We start from the raw sequence: 16,038 nt of genomic DNA, 5'->3' as shown, positions 1-16,038 counted from the left end.
GCGGCGGCCTCTGCTTTGGCGCTGTCCCGCGCCCAAATGACGGCGCTTTGGATGCCGCGCACCAGGGTCAGCGCCTTCAGCTGCATCTTCGCCTGCACTCCTGCGCCGATGATGCAGACGCGCTTGGCATCCTCGCGCGCCAAATGGCGCGCCGCGACCGCCCCCGCCGCAGCGGTGCGCACATCCGTCAGGTAGCCATTGTCCAGCAGCAGCGCCTCCAGCAGGCCGGTCCGGCTTGAAAACACCACCATCAGGCCTGTGGTGCTGGGCAGCCCAAGCTTGGGATTGTCGAAAAAACCCGGGCTCATCTTCATCGCAAAACTCTCGATCCCCGGCACATAGGCAGTCTTCACGCAGACCTCCCCGTTGTGGTCCGGGACCAGCAGCGTCATGATCGGCGGCATCTCCACCCCGCCTCCGGCCAGCGTGGTGAAGCCCTGCTCGACACAGTCCACCGCGCCCGCATCCAGCGGCACCAGTTCTCGCAGCTCCGCCTCCGTCAGGATCTTGATGTCAGGCATCTGCACCTCCCCCGGTCTCCGCCGCGACGTCCACATCCTCACCATCAATGATGCGCTTGTGCAGGTCCATGCCGATGTTCTGGCCGCTGACCAGCACAGCGCAGCGCCCCGGATGCTCAATCCTGCCCACCAGCAGCGCCGCAATACCAACACTGCCAGAGCCCTCGATCACCAGCCGCTCCTCGACATAGGCGTGGCGGATGGCCGCCGCGATTTCCGTCTCGGAGACCAGCACCACATCATCGACGAATGCTTTTGTCATTTCAAAGGTATAGGCATTGTCCAACCCGATGCCGCCGCCGAGGGAATCCGCCAGCGTCGGCAGCTCTTCCACCTGCACCGGCCTGCCGGCCTGCAGGCATTCATACATCGCAGCCCCTCGCTCCATGCTGACGCCGATCACCCGGATCGCCGGGTTCACCGCCTTCATCACCATCGCCACCCCGGAAATCAGCCCGCCGCCCGACAGGGGCACCAGCACGGTTTCCAGTTCCGGCATCTGCTCCAGCATTTCCAGCGCCACGGTGCTTTGGCCCGCGATAATATCGCGGTGGTCGAACGGCGGCAGCATGGTCATGCCCTCCGCCACCAGCCGGTCCACCTCCACCTGAGCATCATCCTGCGAGCGGCCCGTGATCCGCACCTCAGCGCCGTGGGACTTGATGCCCTCGACCTTGTTCTGCGGCACCAGCTCCGACATGCAGATGATGCAGCGCACCCCGGCCTGCGCCGCCGCATAGGCCAGCCCGCGCCCGTGGTTGCCGGTGGAGACGCCAACGACCCCGGCGGCGCGCTGTTCCTCCGTCAGCGACAAGACCGCATTGGTGGCGCCGCGCAGCTTGAAACTGCCGGTGATCTGGGTGCTCTCCAGTTTCAGCGCGACCTGCCCGCCGCAAAGCGTGCTCAGGGCGGGAGACTCCACAAGAGCTGTCCGCCGGACCCGCCCGGTAATCCGTTCCCGCGCCTGGTAACTGTCCTGAAGGGTGATTTTCTCAGTCATTGGACCTGTCTTGCCTGGTTAAAGTTCAAACAGCCGGCCATAGCCCGGCACCGCATCGCTGATCCCCGCCAGCCGCAGGCAGCGCCAGACCATCGCCTGGTTCGAGCTGACAACCGGCTTGCCCAGCCGGTCCTCGATCCGCTGCACGCAAGCAGCAGCCCGCAGCGCGGTGCAGGACAAAAACAGCGCATCCGCCCCCGCATCACAGGCAGCAATCCCGGCTTCGATGATGCTGTCTTCGGAGATCCGCGCCATCCGGCGGTCGTCGGTCAACCCGAAACAAGCAGCACTTACCACCTCCGGCCCGTGCGCGGCGAAATACTGCGCCATCTCATCGGTGACGGCGGGGCTGTAGGGGGTCAGCAGCGACACCCGCCTGGCCCCCAGCGCCTCAAATGCATCAAACGCGGCAGAACTGGGAGTGACGCAAGGCGTGTCCGGCTTGGCCGCGTTCAAATGCCGGGTGACCGCATCATTGCCCAGAACGATGGAGGCCGCAGTGCAGCCATAGGCCACCACGTCCACCGCTTCCCCCGGCAGGATCTGCGCCGCCGCCTCGGTCAGCCGCGGGCCGGTCTGCAGCAGCGTTTCCCGGGTGGTCGGGTTCTCGAATTCGATCCGGTTCACAAAAACGCCCACCCGGTCCGGGTCGCAGATCCGGGCAAAGTCGCGCTCTGACGTGTGGTCGGTCGCCAGCGCCACCAGCGCAATCCGCTTGGGCACCGGGCGTTCGTCCAGCCGGGCCGGAACCCGCGAGGGCGTGGCATGAATATCAAGGGCCATTTTCGCTTTCCTAAACAACAAGAACCGGGGTTTCCGCCAGGCTCGTCACCTTGTGGGAGACACTGCCCAGCAGGACGCCTTCCAGAGAACCAAGGCCGCGGCTGCCAATCACGATCAGGTCATGCCCGTGCTCCCTGGCAAAGCTTGTGATGGTGCGCGCCACCGGCCCGGCTTTGACAAAGGCGCGGGGATTTCGAACGCCGCCCGCAATGGCCAGCGCCTTGCCGCGCTCGGCCACCTCCCTGGCGTGGCCGCGCATGATCTCGTCCAGGTCGTCCGGCTGATCCGGGCGCACCACATGCATCGAGGCCTCCAGCAGCGAATGGTGGCGGTAGACCGTCAGCAGCGTCAGTTCCGCCCTGCACAGCTGCGCCAGCTCCGCCGCCTTGGCCAGCGCCGCCTCGGCGCCTTGTGAGCCGTCAGAGGGCACCAGAATGGATGTGAACATCGCCGCGCCCCCTACTTGGCAAACGCCAGGTCGCGCAGGAACAGCGCAATCTGCGGGAAGAAGATCAGCGCCACCGACACCCCCAGCAGCATCAGGATGAACGGCGGGGTGCCGCGCACCACCTCGGCATAGGGGCGCTTGAACACGGCGATGGCGGTGAAGATATCGCAGCCGAACGGCGGCGTGGCCGATCCAATGGCAACCTGCAGCGTGATGATGGTGCCGACCAGCACCGGATCCAGCCCCACCGATTTCACCACCGGCGCAAACACCGGCACCAGCACCAGGATCACCACGATGGGATCGACAAACATGCAGCCGATGAAGAACGCGATGGAGATCACGAACAGCACCCCGATGGCGCCCATCTCGGCAATACCGATGGCCCCCAGGATCTGCTGCGGCACCTGCGCGAATGAGATCACCCAGGAAAACGCCGCCCCTGCCCCCACCAGGATGAACACGATGGCGGTGATCAGGCCGGTCGACTTGGCGGTGTCATAGACATCGGCCAGCGCCATCGAGCGGAACACCAGAACCTCCAGGATCAGCGCATACAGCACACAGGCCGCCGCCGCCTCGGTCGGGCTGAACACGCCGCCATAGATGCCGCCGATGATGATCACCGGGAATCCCATCGGCCACAGCGCCTGCCGCATGGTTGTCAGCCGCTCAGCCCAGGTGGCCTTGGGCTCTGCCGGCACGTTGTTGCGCACCGCATAGATGTAGGCATAGGCGGAAAACAGCAGCAGGATCAGCAGCCCCGGCCCGATGCCCGCAATGAACAGCTCGGCAATCGAGGTGCTGGACACCACCCCATAAATGATCATCCCGATCGACGGCGGGATCAGGAACGCAATGTCGCTGGCATTGACGATCAGCGCCAGCACAAAGCTGTCTTTGTACCCCGCCTGCAGCATCCGCGGCCGGAGCGGCGAGCCGATGGCCACCACCGTCGCCTGCGTCGAGCCGGAGACAGCCCCGAACATGGTGCAGGCTGCAGCGGTTGAAATCGCCAGCCCGCCGCGGATATGCCCGACATAGGCCATCACCACATTGATCAGCCGCCCGGCCGACTGGCCGCGGGTCATGATGTCGGCGGCAAAGATGAACATCGGCACCGCAATCAGCGACGCGGGCCGGATGCCCGCCAGCATCTGCTGCACCATGGTCTCGGTCCGGGCCAGATCGCCGAACAGCATCAGAAAGCCGATGAACGCGCCGGCAATCAGCGGGATCATCATCGGAAAGCCCAGCAGCAGCAGGACAATCATGGTCAGAAAAATGGTTGCAGCCATGGGTCCGTCCTCAGATTTCGATTTCTTCCGCGTCCTCGTACCCCTCCTGCACATGGGTGGAGAGGTAGATGCCGCTGGAGGTCAGGTTGCGCACCGCGGTCAGCAGGTACTGGGCACCGGTCATGAAGAACCCCGCAGGCACCCAGACCAGGATCACCCAAACCGGGATCTGCAGTGCCGGCAGAACCCGCCCGCGCGACGCCTGCGCGCCGATGTATTTCACCGCGTAAAAGCACAGCAGGAACATGAACCCGGCGGTGATCACCGAAATCACCACCACCATCACCTTGCGCAGATGCGGCGGCAGCAGGTCATAGACCGCCGACATCCGGATGTGGCGGGCGTTGCGCGCGGCATAGCTGATGCCGGCAAAGGTGATCAGGATGATCAGGATCCGGTTCAGCTCCTCGGAGAAGAAGATGGAATTGCCCAGCACGAACCGCCCCACCACATTGGCCACGGTATTGGCCGCCATCAGCAGCACACCGGCGGCCAGCAGGAACGACTCGATGCGGCTGATGGCGCTGTCGATCACACCCAGGAAACCGGGCAGCGCGGAGTCATGTGTCTGCTGCATTCCTTCCTCCCAAGGTCTGCGCACCGCTGAGCGGGCAGCCCCCGCTCAGCAGCGATTGCAATGCAGGCGTCAGTTGGCGGTGGCCGCCAGGTCCGCCTTCATCTGCTCCAGGATCGCGGCACCGCTGCCGCCGGTCATCTCGATGAACTTGGCCTCGACCTCGGCCGCCGCCTCCTTGAAGCAGCTGCGCTGCTCGTCGCTCAGCACCGTCACCTGCATTTCCGGCTTGGCTTCCATGATCTTGGCCAGCTCGGTCTCTGCCGCCTCCTGCTGGTACACCACCGTGTGGTCATAGGCCGCCTGCGCCGCGTTCTGCACCAGCTGCTGATCCTCGGGGCTCAGGCCGTCATAGAAATCCTTGTTGGCCATCACCGCGGTGGTGAAATTGTTGTGGCCGGCATAGGTGATGTAATCGGTGACCTCATAGATCTTGGTCGAGTAGAGGAAGAACGTCGGGTTCTCCTGGCCCTGGATCACATTGGTCTGCAGCCCGCCATAGACCTCGCCCCACGGCAGCGGCGTCGGGGTGGCGCCAAAGGCCTTGTAGCTCTCGACCAGCAAGGGGTTGGTCATCACCCGGAACTTCACCTCGTCCAGATCGGCGCAGGTGGTGACCGGCGTCTTGGTGGTCATCGCCACCTCGCCCTCGGGGAACATGTTCAGCAGCTCCAGCCCCTGATCGGCATAGAGCGGCTTGAACATGTCGTTGATCGCCTTGCTCTCCTTGTAGAAGCGCGCCAGGTGATCCTGATCGGTCGGCAGCAGATACGGCACAAAGAACACCTGCGCCTCGGGGATCAAGGAGCCGGTGAAGCCCGGCGACTGGTCGACGAACTGCAGGATGCCGTCCTGGGTCTGCTCCATGATGTCGGCAGATTCGCCCAGCGTGCCATAGGGGAACAGCTGGATCTCGTGATCCGAGTTCGCCTCGATTTCTTCCTTGAACTTTTGCGCATAGACGCCCTGCACATCGGTCATCGCCTCCTCAAAGGCATACCGCCAAGTGTCCGCATGCGCCGCGCTGCCCGCCAGGGCAATCCCCGCCGCCGCCAGGGCGCCGAAGCTGAATGTGACTGTCTGAGCCATGATTTCCTCCCAAGTCTCACCGGTGCCTGCGCACCGCTGCGACAGACTTGAGAGGAATTGTACTGCATGTCAATTTTTTTATTGTTGCAGGACAATCAGTATGTGAAGGGCGCGACCCCCTCCGGCGGGCGGCCCAGCATCCCGGCGATCAGCTCCAGCGCCTGCCGGAACCGGTCCTGGTCCTGGACGCTGCCCAGCGACACCCGCACCGCGTTCTGCGGCGGGGTCTTGGGGGTCAGGAACGGCGCATCCGGGGCGACCGCCACCTTCAGCTCCTGCGCGTAAGAGACAAAGCTGGCGGTGGTCCAGCCCGCGGTCAGCGGCAGCCACAGGTGCAGCGCCGACGGATGCCCCTGCCAATCCCAGCCCTGCAGCACGTCTTCGGCAATGGCATACCGCTCCGCCAGCGCCCGGCGCTGCCACTGGGCCAGCTCCAGCGCGGTGCCGTCCTGCACCCAGCGGGTGGCCAGCTCGCACATCAGCGGCGTCGCCATCCAGCCGAACACCACAATCCGCCCGGTCAGCGCCGGCAGCAGATGCTCCGGCGCCGCCAGATAACCCGCCCGCAGCCCCGACACCGTGCATTTGGTAAAGGTCGTCAGGTAAATCGACCGCTCCGGCGCCAGCGCCGAAACCGGCACCGGGCGGTCCTCCGCCACCGGGCCGAAGGCATCGTTTTCGATGATGTGCAGATCATATTTTCGGGCAATCCCCACCAGCACCCTGCGGCGGTCCTCCGGCATCATCCCGGCAGTGGAGTTGGCCAGGGAGGGCAGCAAAAACAGCACCTTGGGCGACTGCTCCCGGCAATAGCGCTCCAGCGCCTCCGGCAGAATGCCATCGCCGTCCGTCTCCAGCCCGGCCAGGTTCAGCCCGAGGTAGGAACAGCCCGACACCAGCAAGTGATGGGTGATCTTGTCCGACACCACCGTGTCCCCTGGCCGGGTCAGCGCCGACAGCGCCGCCGACATGCCGTGGCTTACGCCGTTGGTCATGATGATCCGCTCCGCAGGCACCTCCAGCCCGCAGATCCTCAGCCACTCCGCCCCCGCAGCCCGGTGCGCGTCATGACCGACATTCGGGCGGCAGGACAGGTAATAGCTTGGATCCAGCCCCTCCGGCAGCGCCTTCAGCGCCTGCTCGAACCGCTCCGCGTGCTGCTGCGAAAACAGCGGCCGCGAGATCGACAGGTCAAAGCCGCCGCCCTTCTCGGAGCTCAGCTGGAACGGCTGGTCATTGGACGTATCGGGGTCCAGCACATAGCTGCCGCGCCCGACCTGCCCGTCAATCAGCCGCTGCCGCCGCAGGGTTTCATAGGCCTTGCTGACCGTGTGCACGCTCAGCCCCAGTTCCTCCGCCATTCTGCGGTGGGTCGGCAGCTGGGTGCCCTTGGGCAGCCGCCCGTCCGAAATCGCCTTGGCGATGGCGGCGGCCAGGCTGGTGTGCAGAGGCGAGGTCAGGGCGGCGGGATCGGGATACCAGATTGTCATGGTGCAATTGTATAGCGCTCCGCGCCGGAAATCCCAAGACAATTGCTGCACGGCACAGAATCATCTGCCCGCCCCTACCCCACAAAAAATATTTTGTAGGGTAGGAAAACCGGCTATACATACCCCACAAAGAACTTTCTGTGGGGTAGCCCGTGATCCAGCACCACTCCGCCGCCGGCACCGCCGCCTGGACCGATCTTCTGCGCTCGCTCAAGGATAGCGCCGTCTCCGGCCTGCGCGGCGCCCCCAAGCTCAAGACCATCGGCAGCAAACGCTACTGGTATGACCACTACCGGATCGGCACCGAAACCGTGGACCGCTACATCGGCGAGGACACGCCCGAGCTGCGCAGCCGGCTGGAGCGCCACAAACCGATCGCCGAGGCCGAGAAGCAGGCCAGCCGCGAGCGCGCCCGCCTGATGCGCACCCTGCGCGCCGAGGGCTACCTGATGGCGGATGCCGGCAGCGGCCAGGTGATCTCCGCGATGGCCCGCGCCGGCGTGTTCCGGCTCGGCGGCACCCTGGTCGGCACCCAGGCCTTCCGCTGCTACGAGGGCGAGCTGGGCGTGCGCATCACCTTCGATCAGGCGGCGATGACCGACGATATCGACATCGCCAGCTTCGAGCGCCTCTCGCTGGTCTTGCAGGACAGCGTCGACGCCCCGCTGGCCGATGTCTTCTCGGAGCTGAAGTTCGACCCGCTGCCCTCCACCGAAAAAGGCCAGGTCTGGCGCTGGCGGCAGACCGACCGCCGCACCTTGGTGGAATTCCTCACCCCCTCCTTCAGCGATCAGGAGGGCCTGCGCGCGCTGCCCGCCCTCGGCGTCAGCGCCCAAAGCCTGCATTTCCTTAACTACCTGATTGCCGAACCGCTGCAGGCGCCCCTGCTCTACCGCTCCGGCGTGCTGATCCAGATCCCCCGGCCCGAACGCTTTGCCATCCACAAGCTGATCGTCGCCGACCGCCGACGCGGCGGCGCCGACGCTCTGAAATCGCGCAAGGACCGGGCCCAGGCCGCATTCCTGATCGAGGTTTTGCACGCCGAACGCCCCGACGATCTGGCCGAGGCTTACGAGACCGCGATGGACCGCGGCCCGGCCTGGCGCGCCCGCATCTCCGCCAGCCTGCAGCAGATGCCGGAGACCCGCGCCCTTCTGGACACGCTGCCGTCCTGACCCCGCCTCAGCCGGCCAGCTGCCGGACCATCTCGTCCCGCATCCGGAACTTCTGCGGCTTGCCGGTGACGGTCATCGGCAGCTCCGCCACGATCCGCACATGCTGCGGGATCTTGAAGTGCGCGATCTGGCCGCGGCAATGGCTGCGCACCTCCTCTTCCTCCAGGCTGGCACCCGCGGCCGGCACCACCCAGGCACAGACCTGCTCGCCGAATTTCTCATCCGGCACCCCGAACACCTGCGCATCCGCGATGGCAGGATGGCGGATCAGAAACTCCTCGATTTCGCGCGGATAGATGTTCTCGCCGCCGCGGATGATCATGTCCTTCACCCGCCCGGTAATGCTGCAAAACCCCTCCGCATCAAAGGTGCCCAGATCGCCGGTCCGCATCCAGCCGTCCCGGATCGCCTCCCCGGTCGCCTGCGCGTCATCCCAGTAGCCCTGCATCACCGAATAGCCGCGCACCAGCAGCTCGCCCCGCTCGCCCGCAGGCACGGTGCGGCCGTCGCCATCTACCGCCTTCACCTCCAGATGCGGATGTACCCGGCCCACAGTGGTGCAGCGCTTCTCCGCCGGGTCGGTGGTGAAGCTTTGAAAGGACACCGGCGCGGTTTCGGTCATACCATAGCAGATCGTCACCTCCTGCATGTGCATGTCGCGGTTGACCCGCCGCATGATCTCAATCGGGCACGGCGCACCCGCCATGATGCCGGTGCGCAGCGAGGAGACATCCCGCGGGCTCTGATCCAGCTCCTGCAGCATGGCGACAAACATCGTCGGCACGCCATAGAGCGCGGTGGCGCGTTCGGCGGCGGCGGCGTCCAGCACCGCGGCCGGCTCAAACGCCTCGCCGGGGAAGACCATCGCGGCGCCCTTGGATACCGCCCCCAGCACCCCCATCACCATGCCGAAGCAATGGTACAGCGGCACCGGGATCAGCAGCCGGTCGGCCTCCGTCAGCTTGATGCGGCTGGTGACGAACCGGGCGTTGTTAACGATGTTGAAATGCGTCAGCGTCGCCCCCTTGGGCAACCCGGTAGTACCGGAAGTGAACTGGATGTTGATCGCCTCCTCCGGCGTCAGCCCGGCGCTGAGTGCATCCAGCGCGGCAGTGTCCGCACCCGCGCCCATCTCCTGCAAGGTATCAAAGGACAGAACGCCGGGGCCCGGATCCGCCGCCATCACCACCGCATGGCGCAACGCGGGCAGCCGCGCCGCTGCCAGCCGGCCGGGAGCAGCGGCGGCCAGTTCCGGCGCCAGCTCGCGGATCATGCCCAGGTAGTTGGAACTCTTGAAGCTTTCCGCCGCGATCAGCACCTTGCAGCCGGTTTTGTTCAGCGCATATTCCAGCTCCGCCAGCCGGTAAGCCGGGTTGATCGTCACCAGAATGGCGCCGATCCGGGCAGTGGCGAACTGGGTCAGCACCCATTCGCAGCGGTTCGGCGACCAGATGCCGACCCGGTCGCCCTTGGCCACGCCAAGCTCCAGCAGCCCCGCCGCCAGCTCATCCGCCTTCCGGGCCAGCTCCGCATAGGTCATCCGGATGCCTGCCTCCGGGAACACCAGCGCCTCGCGGCCGCCATGCTGTTCGACCGCCTGCCGCAGCAACGCCGGGATGGTGATATGCTGCAGCGGCGGCGCGCTTGGCCCCTGCACATGCGAGAGGCCGTCAATCGGGGCAGTAAGTTCAGTTTGCGGGTCAGTCATGGGTGTTCTCTGCTGCTAGAGCGGACCGGGCCGCCGCGGCGGCAGCCCGGCCGGATTTCAAATGGGATCAGCCGCGGGCGACGTTGATCACCTGCATCTGGGTATATTCCGCCAGCCCCTCGACCGACTGTTCCACCCCCAGGCCAGAGCCTTTGAAGCCGGCCATCGGGATATGCGGGCCGATGTTCAACTGCTGGTTCACCCAGATGGTGCCGGATTCGATGCGCCCGGCGATCTCGGTGGCCTTGGCCGTATCCGAAGAATGCACCGACCCGCCCAGCCCGTAATCAGAGGCATTGGCCCGCGCGATCACATCGTCAATGTCGTCAAAGCGGATCACCGGCAGCACCGGGCCGAACTGCTCCTCGTCGACGATCTTCTGGCCGTCGGTCACATCGCGCACGATAGTGGGCGGCACGAAATAGCCCGGACCGTCCTTGGCGCTGCCGCCCGCAATGATCTGGCCGCAGGCGCGCGCATCCTCCAGAAACCCTTTGATCTTGTCGAACTGCGCCTTGTTCTGGATCGGGCCAATGGTCGTCCCCTGCTTCATGCCGTCATCGACCACCGCCTGCCCGGCCAGCGCTGCCAGCTCGGCGCAGAAGTCCTCGTAGATATCGCTGTGCACATAGGCGCGTTTCACCGCCAGGCAGACCTGCCCGGCATTCAGGAAAGCCCCGCCATAGACCTTTTCGGCCGCCGCCTTCACATCCACATCCGGCAGCACGATCGCCGGGTCATTGCCGCCCATCTCCAGCGTCACCCGCTTCATGGTGTCCGCCGCACTGGCCATGATCCGCTTGCCGGTCTCCGACGAGCCGGTAAAGCCGATCTTGGCCACATCCGGATGCGCCGTCAGCTTGGGGCCGAGGTCATTGGCATCGGTGATGATGTTCACCAGCCCCGCCGGGAAGATCCGCGCGCAGATCTCGCCCAGCTTCAGCGCCGCCACAGGCGTGGTCGGCGCAGGTTTCAAAACAATCGCATTGCCCGCCATCAGCGCAGGCCCGATCTTCCAGCAGCACAAGAGCAGCGGGAAGTTCCAGGCAATTATGCCCGCCACCACGCCCAGCGGTTTATGCCGGGTCTCAATCCGGAACTCCGCGTCGTCCTGGATCACCCGGTCCGGCAGCTCCAGCGTCGCGGTATGCGCCAGGTATCCTTGCGACCAAGCGACCTCGCCCTGCGCCTCGGGCAGCGGCTTGCCCTGCTCCATGGTGATCAGCCGCGCCAGCTCATCCGCCTCTTCGCCGATGGCGGCGGCCAGCGCCTCCACCTTGGCGCGCCGGTCCGCCATAGGTGTCTCCGCCCAGCCCTTCTGCGCCGCCTTGGCAGCGGCCACCGCCTGCTCCAGATGCGCCTCGGAGGCATGCGGCACGCGGGCAAACACCTCCTCCGTCGCCGGGTTGATCACCTCGATCATGCGCTCCGCCGAAACCTGTTCGCCGTTGATCAGCATGCGGTATTCCATTGCCGTTCTCCCTGTTTATCCGTCAGCCGGGTTTGATTGAAAAAGACAACCACGCCCCGGCGGCGGGGTCTTGGGGATGGGTGCCAAAGAGTTTGCGTCCTGCGCCAAAAATCCGCCCAGAGTGCAGGTGCTGAGGAACCCGCGCGGCGAGCAGCCGAACTGCTGGCGGAAGGTCCGGTTGAAGTGGGAGATATCGCCAAACCCCGCACCATAGGCGATCTGGGCAATCGGCACCCGGGCGCCCTGCCGCGCCGCATGGCGCAGCTTGCCCGCCACCGCGGCCAGCCGGGTGCGGGTCAGGCAATCGGTGAAGGTGGTGCCGTTTTCCTGGAACTCGCGTTGCAGCTGGCGCCGCGACAGCCCGGTGCGCGCGGCCAGCCTGTCCACCGTCAGACCCGGGTCTGCGCTAAGCAGCTCCAGCGTCTCGCGCACCAGCCGGAACCGGTGCTTGCGGCTGCCAAGGCTGCCCGCCCCCGCTCGCGCTCCGGCCCCGGCAAAGGCCAGCGGCACCAGGTCAAAGATATAGCCCGCGCTGTCCTCTGCGCCGTCCCGATCCAGCAGCCCGCACAGGCTGGCGTGCAGCGGATGCGGCGGCGCGATCTTGCACCCCGCTGCGGGCATCTCCCGGCACCTCTCCAGCACCAGCGCCCGCGGCAGATGCGCCGACAGAAACGCGGCAGGCCGGCCGCTTATGCTCAGCTCTGCCGCGCGGGTGGAATCGAGCAGCAGAAACTCCCCCGGCCGCAGCAGCACCTCGCACCCCGCGTGCAGGATGCCGGTTTCACCCTCCAGCTGGCGCAGCAGAAAGAAATGCTCCTGATCGTCGCGCAGGATGCCCTTGCGGGTGCGCTCGATGCGGGCCGGCGGGCAGCGGACCTCGGCCACATCAACCCCGCCCCGCTGCCGCAGGTCAAAGGTTCCCGCCCAATCCCGCACGGCCCGGTCCGGCGCCGCATAATAGTGGCCGCAGCTGGCCCGCAGGGTGCTGTTCCAATGGTCAAAGCAGTTCATGCCGCCTGCGGGCCTCCTGCCCCGATACGTTCCCGGCCCGTGAAGGACGGGGTTTGCAGCATCTCCTCGACCCCGCCGCCCGAGCAGGCGCGGGCCAGCAGCCCGGTGAAATGCGCCGCCGCCAGGCTGGCGCCCCGCACCGGCGCGCCGGGACCGCCCGGGCAGGCGCCAAACCGCGCCCCTGGCAGGTCCAGCAACGACCACTGGCCGGGCGCACAGCGGGCATCGCCCTGTACGGACAGAACGCCCTCGCACCCCGCCGGATAGACCGGCGCGCCGCGGGCGGGGGCGGAGGCCACCAGCAGCTTGCCTTCAGCCAGCACTGCCGCCACCGCCTCAGCCAGCAGCGGACTGGCCTCACCGTGGCCAAAGGAGCAGTGAACAATCTCCGCCTCCGACGCCGCCGCCCGGCACAGCGCCTCCGCCACGATGGCAAGCGAGGTGGCGAGCCGACCCGGAAAGATGCTGAGCCCAAGAATGCGGGCCTCAGGCGCATTGGCCCGAATGGCGGCGGCCATATGACTGGCATGGAGCGCCGCCGGGCTTTCAGCAGCCCGCGGGTGCAGCTGGCACATATCCATGCGGGAGCACACGCCTGGCGTGCCTTCCGCCAGCGGCCCGTCAATCAGCGCTATCAGCGGTGCACGGGTCATGGGCTGACCTCCGTCAGGTTGATTTCCATGTCGAAATCCCCACCCGCCGCCGCGCCGCCGTGGGCGGTCAGGATGCGGGTGGCATCGGGGAAAGTCGTGTCGATATGGGCAAGGATCCGGGCGGCCGTGGCGGGATCCACCTCCGACAGCGCCTCATCCAGGATCAGGATGTCAAAGGGCTGCAACAGCGCCCGCAAAAGGCACAGCCGCTGGCGCTCGCCGCCCGACAGGGTCAGCCCGCTCTCACCCAGCATGGTGTCCAGGCCCTCTGCGCTGCGGAACCTGTCTGCCAGGCCAAACAGCTCCAGCAGTGCCCAGACCCGCGCTTCAGTCTCAGGGTTGGCCCAGAAGGCACGGCTTTGGAACAAGTTGTCCCGCAGGCTGGCGCGCAGGGTAAACGGCCGCTGCCCGGCGTAGGCTACCCGCTCCGGCAGGGCAGCCCCGCCCAGCAGGCCCAGATCCGCACCGCCCAGGGTGACACGCCCGGCCAAGGGCCGCGCCCGCCCGCACAGCACCGCCAGCAAGGAGGTCTTGCCCGCCCCGCTCGCCCCTCTCAGCGCCACCCTGGCGCCCTCGAGAATGGTCAGAGACAGCGGACCAACCGGCTCAGCCGCCCCGCGGGAAACAGTCACGCCCTCCAGCCGCAGCGCATAGCCTTCCGGTGCAAAGCGGGCAGTCCCGGCGGGGGCCGCCCGCATCACCGCATCCAGCCGGGCCGCGGCAACCTTGACCCGCGCCTGCGCGTGCCACAGGCCCAGCAGCGACTGCATCGGCCCGGTCATGAAGCCCATGTAGGCCACAAAGGCGATCAGCGACCCCAACGGCCACTCGCCCCGGATCACCATCAGCCCGCCCGCCAGAAAGATCGCCGACCGGGTCAGCGCCGACAGCAGCACCGGCACCGCGCGGGTGAACTCGCCCCAGAGGTTCTGCGCAATCAGCCTCTGGCTCAGCCCGGCATGATCCCGCAGGCTGCGCCGCTCAGCCCATGCCGTTCCCCGCGCCGCCTGCAGCGCAGGCAGGCCGAACAGCGTCTCCGACAGCCCCGCCGCATACCGCCCCTGCCTCTCGCGCACCGCTGCCGCGTGGCGTTCGGTCCGGGGCCGCGCCCAGATCAGAAAGGCCAGCTCCGCCGGCGCCAGCAGCGCCGTCAGCAACCCCAGCCGCCAATCCAGCACCATCAGCATCGCCGAGCCGCCAATCAGCCGGATCAGCGCCGAGGAGCCGCCCAGCACCGCGTTGAAGGCAAACTTCTGCACCTCCGCCGCGTCGCCATCCACCCGCGCCAGCAGCTCGCCCGCGCGCTGGCTGGCAAACCAGCCCGCCGGTTTGGCGGCCAGCCGCGACAGCAGCCGCTTCCGCATCCGCGCCAGCATCCGGACCGAGGCCCGCATGTGCAGGATGTTGCTCAGCGCGCCGGTGCCGGTGGCCAGCAGGCCGATCCCGAACAAAGCCAGCGACCAGATCACCAGCTGCGCCGCATCCCCCGCCATCAGCCCGCGGTCAATCACCAGTTTGCTGATATAGGGCGGTAGCAGGCCAAGCGCGGCGGCGGCAAAACTGATCAGCAGCAGCACCGCCAGCCGCCGCCGGTGCGGACGCAGCAGCGGCAGCAGCCAGGCCGCGGTGGCGGGTGTAAATAGCGCCGCGCCCGCACGCGATGGCAGGCGCAGCCAGGCCCGGGCAGCAGCAGTGCCGCCCGGCTGGGAGGAGAGTTTGGCAGCAGGCCCGGTCATCCCTGCGGCACGACATGCAGGGTGGAAACCGACATATCCCCGCCGGAGGGCATCCGGATCTCGCCCACCCGCTCCAGCGTCTCGCTGTCATAGATGCCGATGTCGTCATTGGTGCCCGCGACATATATCTCGCGCCCGTCGCTGGAGACGTTGATGACGTAATAGGTGTGCGGCAGGTCCACCCGCTTGACCAGTTCCCTGGTCTCCAGGTTGTGCTTTGAGAGCTGGGTATAGACGCCATAGAGGTGCTTGGGATCCACCGCACTGCGCACGGCGGAGAACATCAGCACCTCGAAGGAGGCGAAATCGGCGATCTCCGTCTCACCGGTGGTCAAGTCAACCGACTGATACCCCCAGACGAAATCCGCCAACTCCTGCTGGGTTTCGTCGGCGAACACCGCCGCCGTGTACATCAGCAGCATCTCGTCGTTCTGGCTGCCGGTCGGCCAGAATGCCAGCACGTCCGGCGGGCTGTAGGTGGGACGGTCCCAGCTGGCATTGGCAATCGCCACCTCGGTCTCGCCGCTGGTGGGATCGACCCGGTAGATCTCATGCCCGGCGACATAGACCTGCCCGTTGCGGTCGCTCGCCATCAGGGTGGAACGGCGCGGCGCCTCAAAGGTGGCGGACGGCTTCGCCTCCAGCCCGGCACCTGCGTCATAGACGGCAAACTCCGGCTGCATCACCTCATAGCGGTCGGTCTTCTTGCGCACCGGATTGCGCACCGTGTAGATCTGGCTGCCGTCCTTGGACACCGCCAGCGAGGCCAGCGAGCGGCGGGTCACATCGCCCTCGGACTGGGCCGCTTGAAAGACCTTTTCGCAGGTCTGGATATCGACGCCGACCACATCCTGCCAATGGTTCAGCAGCACATAGGCGATGCGGTTGTCCGGCGACATGGCAATGACACCAGGCGTCACATTCGCCCCCAGATCGCAGTCGGCCTTGACCGAGCGGTCCTGGGCGTCAAAGACATAGAGGTTGGAAGGCCGGGCCACCGTCACCAGAACGTCGCCAGCGGCCAGCGGCAGGGCTGACGCGCAAAACGCAGCAGCAGCAAAAAGCGCGGATTTCATGATGC

Annotated in this window: 14 protein-coding genes and 1 pseudogene; 1 reads left to right on the top strand and 14 read right to left on the bottom strand. The window is 66.5% G+C overall.

Annotated elements, in window-relative coordinates:
• The 8 genes and pseudogenes from ACFMBG_RS20105 to ehuR all read right to left on the bottom strand — a co-directional run.
• Positions 1–521, bottom strand: a pseudogene (locus tag ACFMBG_RS20105) (ornithine cyclodeaminase family protein); the annotation flags it as partial.
• Positions 514–1,521: a hydroxyectoine utilization dehydratase EutB gene (gene eutB / locus ACFMBG_RS20100; protein WP_421056457.1), complete on the bottom strand. Its 1,008-nt coding sequence runs from the start codon at positions 1,519–1,521 to the stop codon at positions 514–516. The gene eutB and the pseudogene ACFMBG_RS20105, both read right to left, overlap by 8 nt.
• 18 nt (positions 1,522–1,539) lie before the next feature.
• On the bottom strand, positions 1,540–2,304 hold the full coding sequence (eutA, locus tag ACFMBG_RS20095) for an ectoine utilization protein EutA (RefSeq protein ID WP_421056456.1): 765 nt from the start codon (positions 2,302–2,304) through the stop codon (positions 1,540–1,542).
• A gap of 10 nt (positions 2,305–2,314) precedes the next feature.
• Positions 2,315–2,752: a universal stress protein gene (locus tag ACFMBG_RS20090; RefSeq protein ID WP_421056455.1), complete on the bottom strand. Its 438-nt coding sequence runs from the start codon at positions 2,750–2,752 to the stop codon at positions 2,315–2,317.
• A gap of 11 nt (positions 2,753–2,763) precedes the next feature.
• Positions 2,764–4,050, bottom strand: coding sequence for a TRAP transporter large permease (locus ACFMBG_RS20085; protein WP_421056454.1), 1,287 nt, complete (start codon positions 4,048–4,050; stop codon positions 2,764–2,766).
• 10 nt (positions 4,051–4,060) lie between these two features.
• Positions 4,061–4,627 (bottom strand): TRAP transporter small permease, encoded by a 567-nt coding sequence (locus ACFMBG_RS20080; RefSeq protein ID WP_421056453.1) that lies wholly within the window; start codon positions 4,625–4,627, stop codon positions 4,061–4,063.
• Between the two features lie 69 nt (positions 4,628–4,696).
• Positions 4,697–5,713: a TRAP transporter substrate-binding protein gene (locus ACFMBG_RS20075; protein WP_421056452.1), complete on the bottom strand. Its 1,017-nt coding sequence runs from the start codon at positions 5,711–5,713 to the stop codon at positions 4,697–4,699.
• 95 nt (positions 5,714–5,808) lie between these two features.
• A complete protein-coding gene (gene ehuR, locus ACFMBG_RS20070; protein ID WP_421056451.1) occupies positions 5,809–7,203 on the bottom strand; it encodes a MocR-like ectoine utilization transcription factor EhuR in 1,395 nt (464 codons plus the stop codon).
• A gap of 152 nt (positions 7,204–7,355) precedes the next feature.
• Between ehuR and ACFMBG_RS20065 the strand changes: the two genes are divergently transcribed.
• Entirely contained in the window at positions 7,356–8,378 is a 1,023-nt protein-coding gene (locus ACFMBG_RS20065; protein ID WP_421056450.1) for a nucleotidyltransferase family protein, read from the top strand.
• Positions 8,379–8,385: 7 nt separating this feature from the next.
• Here the strand turns inward: ACFMBG_RS20065 and ACFMBG_RS20060 are convergent, their stop codons facing one another.
• The 6 genes from ACFMBG_RS20060 to peaD form a co-directional block, all read right to left on the bottom strand.
• A complete protein-coding gene (locus ACFMBG_RS20060; RefSeq protein ID WP_421056449.1) occupies positions 8,386–10,086 on the bottom strand; it encodes an AMP-binding protein in 1,701 nt (566 codons plus the stop codon).
• Positions 10,087–10,153: 67 nt separating this feature from the next.
• Complete coding sequence (locus ACFMBG_RS20055; RefSeq protein WP_421056448.1) at positions 10,154–11,557, bottom strand: aldehyde dehydrogenase family protein; 1,404 nt, start codon at positions 11,555–11,557, stop codon at positions 10,154–10,156.
• 15 nt (positions 11,558–11,572) lie between these two features.
• A complete protein-coding gene (locus ACFMBG_RS20050; protein WP_421056447.1) occupies positions 11,573–12,568 on the bottom strand; it encodes a helix-turn-helix domain-containing protein in 996 nt (331 codons plus the stop codon).
• Positions 12,565–13,221, bottom strand: coding sequence for a subtilisin-like serine protease QhpE (qhpE, locus tag ACFMBG_RS20045; RefSeq protein WP_421056446.1), 657 nt, complete (start codon positions 13,219–13,221; stop codon positions 12,565–12,567). The genes ACFMBG_RS20050 and qhpE overlap by 4 nt, the downstream gene beginning before the upstream one ends.
• Positions 13,218–14,957 (bottom strand): ABC transporter ATP-binding protein, encoded by a 1,740-nt coding sequence (locus ACFMBG_RS20040; protein WP_421056445.1) that lies wholly within the window; start codon positions 14,955–14,957, stop codon positions 13,218–13,220. The genes qhpE and ACFMBG_RS20040 overlap by 4 nt, the downstream gene beginning before the upstream one ends.
• Positions 14,954–16,033: a quinohemoprotein amine dehydrogenase subunit beta gene (gene peaD / locus ACFMBG_RS20035; protein ID WP_421056444.1), complete on the bottom strand. Its 1,080-nt coding sequence runs from the start codon at positions 16,031–16,033 to the stop codon at positions 14,954–14,956. The genes ACFMBG_RS20040 and peaD overlap by 4 nt, the downstream gene beginning before the upstream one ends.
• Between the last annotated feature and the right edge of the window lie 5 nt (positions 16,034–16,038).

The sequence above is a fragment of the Leisingera coralii genome, assembly GCF_049056525.1.
GTDB lineage: Bacteria > Pseudomonadota > Alphaproteobacteria > Rhodobacterales > Rhodobacteraceae > Leisingera > Leisingera coralii.
Note: the sequence above shows the minus strand (reverse complement) of the source record. Positions and strands in the feature narration are given on the sequence as shown.

What these genes read in the sequence shown, in the direction of transcription:
- eutB (WP_421056457.1), bottom strand. Translation starts at nt 1,521, where the DNA reads ATGACTGAGAAAATCACCCTTCAGGACAGTTACCAGGCGCGGGAACGG.
- eutA (WP_421056456.1), bottom strand. Translation starts at nt 2,304, where the DNA reads ATGGCCCTTGATATTCATGCCACGCCCTCGCGGGTTCCGGCCCGGCTG.
- ACFMBG_RS20090 (WP_421056455.1), bottom strand. Translation starts at nt 2,752, where the DNA reads ATGTTCACATCCATTCTGGTGCCCTCTGACGGCTCACAAGGCGCCGAG.
- ACFMBG_RS20085 (WP_421056454.1), bottom strand. Translation starts at nt 4,050, where the DNA reads ATGGCTGCAACCATTTTTCTGACCATGATTGTCCTGCTGCTGCTGGGC.
- ACFMBG_RS20080 (WP_421056453.1), bottom strand. Translation starts at nt 4,627, where the DNA reads ATGCAGCAGACACATGACTCCGCGCTGCCCGGTTTCCTGGGTGTGATC.
- ACFMBG_RS20075 (WP_421056452.1), bottom strand. Translation starts at nt 5,713, where the DNA reads ATGGCTCAGACAGTCACATTCAGCTTCGGCGCCCTGGCGGCGGCGGGG.
- ehuR (WP_421056451.1), bottom strand. Translation starts at nt 7,203, where the DNA reads ATGACAATCTGGTATCCCGATCCCGCCGCCCTGACCTCGCCTCTGCAC.
- ACFMBG_RS20060 (WP_421056449.1), bottom strand. Translation starts at nt 10,086, where the DNA reads ATGACTGACCCGCAAACTGAACTTACTGCCCCGATTGACGGCCTCTCG.
- ACFMBG_RS20055 (WP_421056448.1), bottom strand. Translation starts at nt 11,557, where the DNA reads ATGGAATACCGCATGCTGATCAACGGCGAACAGGTTTCGGCGGAGCGC.
- ACFMBG_RS20050 (WP_421056447.1), bottom strand. Translation starts at nt 12,568, where the DNA reads ATGAACTGCTTTGACCATTGGAACAGCACCCTGCGGGCCAGCTGCGGC.
- qhpE (WP_421056446.1), bottom strand. Translation starts at nt 13,221, where the DNA reads ATGACCCGTGCACCGCTGATAGCGCTGATTGACGGGCCGCTGGCGGAA.
- ACFMBG_RS20040 (WP_421056445.1), bottom strand. Translation starts at nt 14,957, where the DNA reads ATGACCGGGCCTGCTGCCAAACTCTCCTCCCAGCCGGGCGGCACTGCT.
- peaD (WP_421056444.1), bottom strand. Translation starts at nt 16,033, where the DNA reads ATGAAATCCGCGCTTTTTGCTGCTGCTGCGTTTTGCGCGTCAGCCCTG.